Consider the following 10,137-nt stretch of genomic DNA (forward strand, 5'->3'; position numbering starts at 1 on the left):
CATCTGTCTGAACCCAATATGGGGCCTCGATCTCATCCATGACGTGCGTCCAGGCACGTGGAGGGCAGGATTAAACGGTTGGGCCCGAGATCAGGGTCTGATCAAGTCTCGATGCATCATGAATACATCTTGGACAAAGCCGTTGTTATAGTCCTGCCGGCGCTCTCCCCGCGCCGGTCGGCCCGGTGCCCGCCGGACTAAAGCGTGGCGGGCGATCGTCTGACAGGAAGACGCTGGGTTGCCGGCCGCCGACCGGCGGCACCTGTCCCCGGGCAGCCGAGCCAGGGAGACATGCGTGATCCGCACCATCGCCAAGGCCCTCCGTCCGTCCACCCGCCGCCTGCGCGGCGGCAGGATCCTTCTGGCCTCCTCGCTGGTCGCCTCCTCGCTGGTGGCCTTCCCGTTCCTGGCACCGGCTCCGGCCCGGGCAGGCTCCGCGGCCCAGCCGGGCCAGACCATCGGCCTGCCGGCCGGCGCCCAGCTCCCGGTGGGGCTCTACTTCGTCAACACGTCGAGCTTCGGGGTGCGCGACACGCGCCCGCTGGACTCGGACTCGAACGTCAACCTGCCGGCCTTCGTCTGGGCGACGCCCTGGAACCTGCTCGGGGCGCGCCTGAACCTGATCGCGATCCAGCCCGTCGTGGCGTCGAGTCCCCGCGGCACGCCCTACCAGAGCGGCATCGGCCAGCCGCTCCTCGCCGGGCAGCTCGCCTGGGACCTCGGCAACAAGTTCGGCGTCAGCTACCTCTTCGGCGGCTACCTGCCGATCGAGACCCGTTTCCTGACGCAGAACGCGTCGCTGAGCCACCGCTTCGCCGCCAGCTACACCGGGGACGGCCTGAACCTCACGGCCAACCTGCTCTACGGGATCTTCCTCGACCCCGTCTCACCGCAGGGCGGGGTCTATCCCGACTACCTCAACCTCGACCTCACCGCGACGAGGAAGTTCGGGAAGTGGGAGGTCGGCCCCGTGGCCTTCGCCTCCACGGACCTGCCGACCCGGTTTCCGGACTACCAACGCCAGGGCCAGATCGCGGTGGGCGGCCTCGTCGGCTACAATTTCGGCCCGGTGAACCTGCAGGCCTACGTCACCCAGGACGTGGTCGAGCGCCGGTACGGCGGACGCGAGACGCGCGGCTGGCTCCGGGTCATCGTGCCGATCTACAAGGAGAGCACCAACGCCGCCGCGCCCACCCGGCCGGTCGCGGGTCCGGGCCGGCTCGCCGGCCGATAGGCGCTGCCCGTGCGTGGTATACTGAATTCTTTCTGAACTCGACAAGTCCACGTCCAGGCCAAGCCTGATAATCCATGACAATAAAGTCAAGCAACACCGCGGAACATGCGAGCCAGGATAGACTTACAGCCGCACTGTGCCGCTCGTGAGCACATGACTGGAAGTCAAACATGAAAACCCTCGCAATGGTTCTGGCATCGAGCCTGATGTTCGCCAGCTTTTCCCTCGGCTCCGCCTCGGCCGCCCCGGGCCTGACCCAGGCCGAGCGGATGCGCGCCAGCTCGTCCATCGGCCATGCGGGCAACTACAAGGCGCGCAAGTACCACATGCGCCATCGCGGCCATGGCCATGACGCGATCCATCAGTCCCGCGCCCATCGCCTGCACCACACCCGCAACCGCCTGATGCATGGCGATCCGAACGCCCGCAATCCGATGCTGCCCGGCTACGCCCAGCAGCGCGGCAACACCTCGGGCGGCCCGCGCTACTGAGCGCTTCCGGGCGGGCCCGAGCCCCGCGGCGCCGTTCTTCGTCCGCGCCGGGTTCCGGTTTTGCCCGGAGCCGCTTCGCGGACCCGTCCAGCCCGGCCGGCCGCGCATCCCGCCGCACGGGGTGACGACGGCCGGCCGCGTCGGCTAAGCACGGGGCCGGCGCGGCCCGGACCGTGGCGCGCCGTCGGCGTGAACGAGGACCGGAACCGATGCCCCCGTGGCCGCCGAGCCTGCAGGACGCGCGCTGGCGGGTCGGCCTCTTCACCCTGCTCTACCTCTACCAGGGGCTCGTCGCCGGCTTTGCCCTGACGGCGCTGGCCAACCACTTCGCCGCCATGGGCGCCTCCACCGCGGAGGTGGGCCGTCACCTCGCCGTGGTGGGTCTGCCCTGGGTCCTGCAGCCCCTGCTCTGGGGACCGGTGATCGACCGGGCGACGCCCGACAGCATGGGGCCACGCCGCCGCTGGCTCGTCCTCGCCCTGGCGGGCGCCCAGGCGAGCCTCGCCGGCCTGCTCCTTCTCGGCGGCGCCCCGAACCTCACGGCCGTCAGCCTCGTCCTCCTCCTGCACAGCCTGGCGGCCTCCCTGGCCGACACCGCCACCGACCGCCTGATCGCCGACAGCGTCCCGGCCGGCGAGCTGGGACGCACCAGCGCGGCCACGCGGGCGGGCTTCGTGCTCGGCAGCGCCGCCGGAACCGCCCTCTTCGCCTGGGTGCTGGAGGCGGGGGGCTTCGCCGCCGCGGCGGGCGCCCTCCTCGGCCTGACCACCCCCATCGCCCTGGCGGCCGCGCTCGTGCGCGAGGTCCCGGGGGACAGGCTCCTCGCCTGGCAGCGGCACGGGCCGGCCCGCGCGGCCGGAGCAAGCCGGATCGCCGCGGCGACCGCCTTCGTGCGCGGGCTCGCCGACGGCTTCCGGAGCCGCGACGCGGCGCGCCTGCTGGCGCTGTGCTTTGCCATCGATTTCGGTCTGGCGCTGTTCCAGGTGCCCTTCGCCGTCGCCCTGGTGCAGGCGCATGGCTGGGACGCGGGCGGCCTCTCGCGCCTGCAGGCCCTGCTCGCCCTCCTGGGCGGAACCCTCGGGGCCGCGGGCATCGGCGCCTCCGTCGACCGTCTCGGTCCGGGGCCGGCCCTGCGCGCCCTCCTGGTCGCCTGCGCGGTGGCGTTCGGGATCGCGGCCGTGTTGATCGCGGCCGGGCTGGAGGCCGCCACAGGGCCCGTCATCCTGGGGCTCGCCAACGTCGTGCCGGCTCTCCTCTACGTCGCCCTGCTGCCCACCGTGCTCCTGGCGACCCGCACCGGACGGGCCTCGGCCACGCAGTTCCAGATCTACATGGCGGCGATGAACCTTGGCGACGTCGCCGGCTCGGCGCTCGCCGGCGGCCTCGCCGCGACGGTTCCCCCGGCCCTCGTCGCCCTCGGTGTCGCCCTGCTGTTCCTCCTCGGCACCCGGGTCGCCCGGGCGCCCGCCGGGTGACGGGTCGGCGGCTCAGGCCGCCGCGACGGGGGGCCGGCCCCGGACCAGCCGGGGCGGCCGACGCCCTACCAGCCGTTTCGCGCCCGCCGCGCCCGGTTCCTGCGTCGGCGAGAGATCGAGGCCCGGAGCGCGTAACCCAGCACAAATCCGAACAGAATCAGCCCCGGAACGTACCATCCCAGGATGATCGGCGCCGGTATGCTGGCAACATAGGCAACGCATGCGTCCCAATAAGGCAGAATGAACGCAACAAAACTGTCCCAATACGTTTTCAACAAATCCATCAGCCTGCGCCTCGATTGGGACCCGCAAGTTACGAGCGGCATTCTGCGCGAAGCTATGCCATAAGTTCGACGCGAATGTCACCTTTCGCGCAACCGTCTGGAGACACCTCCCGTTGGGACCACTGACGCCTCCGCCCGGCGCCTGGGCCGTGAGGCAAACGAGGGACATCGAAGTGCCGAAGGCTCGATCGCTGATCGCCCTGGGTCTGTTCTGCGTGGCCGCGGACGCGCAGGCCCAGCCCGCCCGCATGGTCCTGGCGCATGCCGATCATCTGATCCCGCTCCTCGCGGGCACGGATCTCCGCCCAGCCCAGCGCGGCGACCGGACGGCCTACCGGCTGATCGTTCACCGCGAGGCGGCGTCGGAGGGGTTGCCGGCCGCGATTGCCGACGCCGTGACGCAGATCGAGAGCGCCTACGATCCGACCGTCATCGGGGGTGCCGGCGAGATCGGCCTGATGCAGGTTCGGCCGACCACCGCCGCGATGCTCGGGTTCCGGGGCAGCGCGGCGGAGCTGGCCCAGCCCTCAGTCAACGTCCGGTACGGTGTCCGGTACCTGGCCGAAGCCTGGCGCCTGGCCAAGGGTGACCTCTGCCGGACCCTGATGAAGTACCGGGCCGGCCATGGCTCGGAGGTCATGTCGCCCCTGTCGATGACCTATTGTCACCGCGCCCAGTCTGTTCTCGACCTCCCGGAGGACCAGCGCACGGCGCAGGCGCCTTTCGGATCCCCTCCGCGATCCCAGCGGGCCTCCCTGGGCAAGACGCCGCTCCCGAAGGGGTTGAAGCGGGGAACGCCGGAATTCGAGACGGCCTACTGGGCCGCACACGAGGCCCGCATCGCGAAGCTCAAGGCGCGCGTGCAGGCCAACTGGCGGGCGCGGAGCGCGAAGCCCGTCTAGGGCCTGCCAGGCTCGTCTCGAGCCGGACAGACCCTCGCTTCCCGGCGTGACGCTTGTCGTCTCGGGATAACCGGGTCCCCCTGATCCCTGACGAACGCGAGGCGATGCGCGGGCCCATCGACGCCTGATCGGAGCCCGCATCCCTGCGGGGCTCACGAATCTCCGAGCGTGAAGTCGTTCGCGGCACGCACCAGGAAATAGTGTCGGAGCCGACGGCGCAGCGTCAGGGCGATCCGCGGCGAGCCGATGCAGATCAGCCGGAACAGGGTCCAGCGGCTGAAGAGCGGCAAGCGATAATGGCGGGACAGCAGGATGCGGAGCGCCATCCATTTCCGCCCCGCCAAGGCGGCGTCGACCGTGGCGCCGACGGCGACCCTGGCGAGGAGCACATCGCGCGCCGCGGCAATCTCCGTCCCGCCGCGGATCGCCTGGACGGATTCGTAGAACAGGTCCTGCCGGCGGTTGATCAGGTCCGATCGCGCGATGGAATTCGACGTCAGCCGATATTCCGAGACGAACGTGTCGATGAAGACGAATGCGTGCGGATCGGCCTTCTCGCCGAGGCGGATGCCGAAATCCGCATCGACGCAATCCCCGACCTCGTCCTCGGAGCGGAAGCCCATCGCGCGGGCGCGCGCCGACGAGACCAGGTAGCTGTTGTTGGGCATCTGCTGCAGGAGCGCCGCGACGAGGGGCACCGGCTGCGCGCCGGCCTCGTCCGGCACGCGATGATAGGTCCGGTTCCAGGTCTGGGTGCGCTTCGGGAGAACCTTGCCCGTCTCGTCGATGACGTACTGCATGCCGTAGACGCACAGACAGCCCGGATGAGCATCCCAGGTGTTCGTGAGATGTTGGATCGCATCGTCGCACAGGCGATCGTCGTCGTGCAGCAGGATCAGCCTCTCGCCCTTCGCCGCCGCGAACAACGCATTGATATTCCCCGCCTGCCCGGCGCGCGGCACGTTGTGCCGATAATGAATGGCCACCTCGGGCGTGGCGGGCATGCTGGAAATCATCGCCCCGCTGGCTGTTCCGCTCGAATCGTCTCCGATGAGAATTTCCAGGGGACGGTATTGCTGCGATAGACAGCTCTCGACAGCCTGCCTCAGAAAGTCCGGGCGGTTGCAGGTCGGAATACAGATCGAGATCAAATCTTTCTGTCTATCTATCTTCTTATTTCCCTCCCCCGATTTTGTCTTATGCGTGCTTTTCATTGCCTTCTCAAGCCGCTGAATACAAACCCCACATTGTCTCTCAACTGCCTGAAAGCGCAGGAAAACAAGATACCGAAGAACACTGTCACGAAAATCGCAAAAATCAAGACCATCAAAAGATTTGGTTGGAATTGCGTTGTAAATTCGGCACGGACGATTTCTGCGACCACAAAAGCGGAGATCGAAGCACCGCAGGGTGCAATAATCGCTGACGCGAGCTCACTCCACCTGAGAGATAGACTATAAACCATCACGCCAAACGTGATTGGCGCCTCGCAAAGCAGCAGCAGCGAGTATGTGATGACGGTTTCCTGTAAGTTTGAATTCTCAATCAGGAAGATGCCCAGGAGGACAATCGACGTCTTTGCCACGATGAGGCCCAGCAGCGTTCCCGGCCGTCCCATCGCAATGAGGTACGAGCCGCAGATGAACTGGATGCATTGAACGCCCCCGACGATCAGCAGCGGGCGCACGATCGCATCGGCCCCCATCCATTGGCTCCCCAGGGCAAGACGGACGAGATCGGGTGCCAGCGCAGCCACACCAAGGAAAACCGGCGTTCCGAAATAGGCGCAGAGCGACACCGTGCGGAGGAACGAACGGGACAGCCGCTGCCGATCGGAGGCGATCCGAGACAGGAAACTCAGGGCGACGGCCGAGACACTGACCTGGACCAGCTGGGTCAGCGTCTGATCGATGCGCATGGAGACGGCGAAGAGCCCCAGGGAGGCGGCCCCGTGGCGACTGAGGATCACGAAATCGATACTCCGCATGGCCACGAAGTCGATCGCCCGGAGGAGGACGAGGCTGACGCCGAAGCGCAGCAACTGCCGCAACACGGCAGGATCGAGCGCCCGGGACGGACGCCAGGTCGAGCGCGACCAGAGCCAGATGGCCGAGAGGACGACCTGCGTGCTGAACTGGCCCAGCAGCGCCCAGGCGCCCCACTGGTTCAGGGCGAGGCTGAGCCCGACCACCCCGCTCGCGAAGATCCCGAACACGGTCCGCAAGGCGAGCGCGCGAAACAGCTCGGCACGCCGATACAACGCTTCCTGAAAGCTGATCAGGACCAGGATCGGACAGAACAGGGCGGCGTATTGGAGATAGGGCGCCAGCGCGTCCGCCTTCACGACCCGGGCAATCGGCAGGGCGGCGGCGATGAGGATGCCGGCCAGGACCACACTGCCGACCAGGGAGACGTAGAGGGCGAGGTCGGGATCGCCCGGCCGCAACTGCGGACGCTGCACGAGCGCGTCGCCCATGCCGAAGTCGGCAACCAGCGCCAGGAAGCTGACCACCACGATCGCCGTGGATGCGAAGCCGAATTCATCGGGCGTGACGAAGCGCGCGATCAGGATGAACAGCAGCACGCTCATCAGGCGGCCGACGATGTTCTGCAGCAGGGACCAGAACAGCCCCTGCATCGCCCGTGAACGCAGCGTCTGGTTCCGGCTCATGGTTGCCCGGCCCAAACGCTGAGACACATCGGGGGCCCGGCGCAGGGAGTGACCGTCATTCCGATCGTGGTTCCTCGATGTCGTCGATCCAGCGCCTCGGATGCTCCCGGCCCGTCCCGAGACCGGCCCGGGGACTCCTGCGTGACAGCCCCCCCCCGCACAGAAACGGCCCGGCCGGGGCCGAAGCGTGCACAGGGTCTGACAGGGTCGGCTCGAAGAAGCCAGCGCGGCCCCCGCGCTCATCGCGCGGCGACCACCCGACCTCCACACCGCCCGCCGCGTGACTCCAAGATCAGGCAGCGGTGTCCGCGGTGAGGGCGGGGGAGCGATGACAGGAAACGGCGTCCTGCGGACGCGACCTCGACACCGTCGACCAGCGCGAAGTCTGCAGCGGTCGCGTTCGAGACTTCGGCGCCCCCGACCGAATGGCGCCCTTTCGATCGCGCGCCCTCTCCCGGCGCGGAGGGCGGCGGCCGCGCGGTCCGGTCAGGGGCCCTGCGAGGTCTCTTCGGGGCGCCGCGCGCCACCGCCCCGGAGCGCACAGGTCCGGCGGGGGACTGTCGGGCCGGGAGAGAGCGAGCCTCGGGGTCCGGCCAAGAACCGCCGGTCGCTCGGGAGGCCGGCGCGGGCTGCGGCCTCGTGGGGCGCGGCCAGATCCACGCGCCGCGGCCAAGTCGACGCGCCGCGGCCGGAACCCCACACGGCCCCGGCCCGCCGCGCCGCCCGCGATCGTTCCGGGGCGGCGCTCGACCCAGCCGGTCCGACCCCCTGACGGGCGCGGCCTCAGACCCGCTCGCCCTGCGCCGTCCCCCGTGTCGCGCGAGACCGCCTCCGGTCCAACCCGGTCGGCGACCCGGGTCTGAACGGGGCCCCCTCCGTCCTGCAGAGGGGGTCCGCGCGCAAGAAGCCGACGGCATCGACCGGACCCGCTCCGATCCGGGACGGCGCGCAGAGGCCGGAACCTGGCGCGCGCCGCGCGTCTCAGGCCGCCCGAACGGTCGTCAGGAACCGCCGCACCTCGCCGGACAGGTGTTCGGATTGGCGGGAGACCTCGGACGCGGAGGTGAGCACGTGGGCCGCAGCCGTCCCGGTGTCGTCGGAGGCGCGCGCCACACCGGCGATGTTGTGGGTCACCTCGGCCGTGCCGCTCGAGGCCTGGGCCACGTTGCGCACGATCTCCTGGGTCGCGGCGCTCTGCTGCTCGACCGCCGCCGCGATCCCGGCCGCCACGTCGTTGATGTCGCGGATCCGCCCCGTGATGCCGTGGATGGCCGAGACGGCCTGATCGGTGACCCCCTGGACCTGTCCGATGCGCTGGCCGATCTCCTGGGTGGCGCGCGCCGTCTGGTTGGCCAATTCCTTCACCTCGGCGGCCACCACGGCGAAGCCGCGGCCGGCCTCGCCGGCGCGCGCCGCCTCGATCGTGGCGTTGAGCGCCAGGAGATTGGTCTGGCCCGCGATGTTGGAGATCATTCCCACCATCGCGCCGATCTGCTCGGCCGCCTGGCTGAGCGCCCGCACGAGCTGCGTCGTCTGATCGGCCTCCGACACCGCCGCCTGAGCCAGGTCGGCCGAGCTTGCCACTTGCCGGCCGATCTCCTGCACGGACGTCCCGAGTTCCTCCGCGGCGGCCGCCACCGTGCCCACGTTGGCGGCGGCTTCCTCGGCCGCCGCCGCGACCGTGGCGGATTGGACGGCCGTCTGCCGGGCATTGGCCGTCATCTGCTGGGCGGTCGCCTGCAAATCGGTCGACGACGACGACACCAGCCCGACGATCCCCCCGACCGCCTGCTCGAAGCTGTCGGCCAACTCGACCATCGTGCGCCGACGTTCCGCCGCCGCGGCCGTGTCGGCGACCTGGCGGAGGTCCGCCTCCTCCGCCGCCTTGCGCGACACCATGGCCTTGATGTTGTCGACGGCGCGGCCCAGCGCCCCGATCTCGTCGCCGCGCCGACTCTCCGGGATTTCGGCCTCGATCTCACCGGCCGCCATGCGCTCCAGCACCGCCACGAGGCGCGTGATCGGGCGCTGGATGTTGAGCATCAGGAGAATCGCCGCCGCAAGCAGGCTCATCAGCATCGCGGCGCCGGCGAGCAGACCGACCTGTCGCGCGCCGCTCACCTGCTCGGCGCTGCTCTGCATCGCCTGATCGGTGAAGCCGCGGGCGTTGGCCACGGCCTGGTCGATGATCCCCTCGATCTGGACGATCTGGTCCATGATCGCCTTTCGGGCGGCACCGGCGGTGTTCGCATCGACCCCCTGGCCGCGCAGGTCGGCGCGCCCGATCACGGCATACCGGCCCACGGCGGCGGCGAGGTTCTCCAGAGCCGTCCCGCTCTCGCGCAGGACCTCCGGCTTCAGCGCCAGCGCGATAGGTCGTTCCAGCCCGCGCTTGGCACGCTCGGCGTCCCTCACGGCGCTGGCAGCGGCGGCATCAACCTCAGACTTCGTTCGCGACAGATCCACGTCCTTGAAGTTGAGCTGGATGCGATTCAAGGCGACCTGTGCTTGGGAGATCCCCGACAGAATGGTCTGCTCCCGAGCGACAGCCTCGATCGCGTCGGAGATTTGGTGATTACTGTTCCATTGGTAGCCCATGACGCCGAGGGCGAACAGCGCCGTCACCGAAGACGAGAGAATAAGCTTACGCCCTATAGTCATAACAGGCATAACATAAACCAATACAAAAGGAGGTTAGACACTATTTCCTCGCGTCATATCACCGACAACACATGAAATATTCCTTACGATTGCAACTTTGACACGCGATAGACTGAAATAGACCCGCGGCGTGATACGATCGGTCTCATCGCCGCTCCCCGTCCGCTTCCCCGAAGGCCGATATCGGGCCCTCGGGGAAGCGGACGGGGCGGTGATCCGGGTCCCGCAACAGCGCCCGCTCAAGATCCGGCACTCCGTCGCACGCCGCTCGGTGCCGGGCGCCGGCTTTCGGGGCCCCTGAAGGCCGGAGGATGCTTGACACGGAGCGACCCGACCGCCTCAGTGCTCCCATCGCGCCGACCCCGGGGCGCCCTCCACCACGACGTCGGCCCGGCCGACTTCCCCCCGCTCCGCACCCC

At 69.0% G+C, this 10,137-nt stretch carries 7 protein-coding genes; 4 read left to right on the plus strand and 3 right to left on the minus strand.

Going from position 1 to position 10,137, the window contains the following annotated elements:
- Nucleotides 1-388 precede the first annotated feature (388 nt).
- The 4 genes from AC0IY1_RS25020 to AC0IY1_RS25035 all read left to right on the plus strand — a co-directional run bounded on the left by AC0IY1_RS25020 (nucleotide 389) and on the right by AC0IY1_RS25035 (nucleotide 4,386).
- On the plus strand, nucleotides 389-1,234 hold the full coding sequence (locus AC0IY1_RS25020) for a transporter (RefSeq protein ID WP_471773281.1): 846 nt from the start codon (nucleotides 389-391) through the stop codon (nucleotides 1,232-1,234).
- 170 nt (nucleotides 1,235-1,404) lie between these two features.
- Nucleotides 1,405-1,725, plus strand: a complete 321-nt coding sequence (locus AC0IY1_RS25025) for a hypothetical protein (protein ID WP_156375836.1) — start codon at nucleotides 1,405-1,407, stop codon at nucleotides 1,723-1,725.
- A 209-nt stretch (nucleotides 1,726-1,934) separates the two neighbouring features.
- Nucleotides 1,935-3,200, plus strand: a complete 1,266-nt coding sequence (locus AC0IY1_RS25030) for an MFS transporter (RefSeq protein ID WP_471773276.1) — start codon at nucleotides 1,935-1,937, stop codon at nucleotides 3,198-3,200.
- Between the two features lie 457 nt (nucleotides 3,201-3,657).
- The gene (locus AC0IY1_RS25035) at nucleotides 3,658-4,386 is read left to right on the plus strand and encodes a lytic transglycosylase domain-containing protein (RefSeq protein ID WP_244477439.1); all 729 of its coding nucleotides are present in this window, start codon (nucleotides 3,658-3,660) and stop codon (nucleotides 4,384-4,386) included.
- A 152-nt stretch (nucleotides 4,387-4,538) separates the two neighbouring features.
- On the opposite strand, the gene AC0IY1_RS25040 is transcribed toward AC0IY1_RS25035, so the two are convergent.
- The 3 genes from AC0IY1_RS25040 to AC0IY1_RS25050 form a co-directional block, all read right to left on the minus strand.
- Entirely contained in the window at nucleotides 4,539-5,600 is a 1,062-nt protein-coding gene (locus AC0IY1_RS25040) for a glycosyltransferase family 2 protein (RefSeq protein WP_082513228.1), read from the minus strand.
- Nucleotides 5,597-7,057, minus strand: coding sequence for an oligosaccharide flippase family protein (locus AC0IY1_RS25045; protein ID WP_162242092.1), 1,461 nt, complete (start codon nucleotides 7,055-7,057; stop codon nucleotides 5,597-5,599). Before AC0IY1_RS25045 ends, AC0IY1_RS25040 begins: the two co-directional genes overlap by 4 nt.
- A 981-nt stretch (nucleotides 7,058-8,038) precedes the next feature.
- Nucleotides 8,039-9,727, minus strand: a complete 1,689-nt coding sequence (locus tag AC0IY1_RS25050; protein WP_471773279.1) for a methyl-accepting chemotaxis protein — start codon at nucleotides 9,725-9,727, stop codon at nucleotides 8,039-8,041.
- Nucleotides 9,728-10,137 lie beyond the last annotated feature (410 nt).

This window comes from Methylobacterium sp. AC690, from assembly GCF_979256535.1.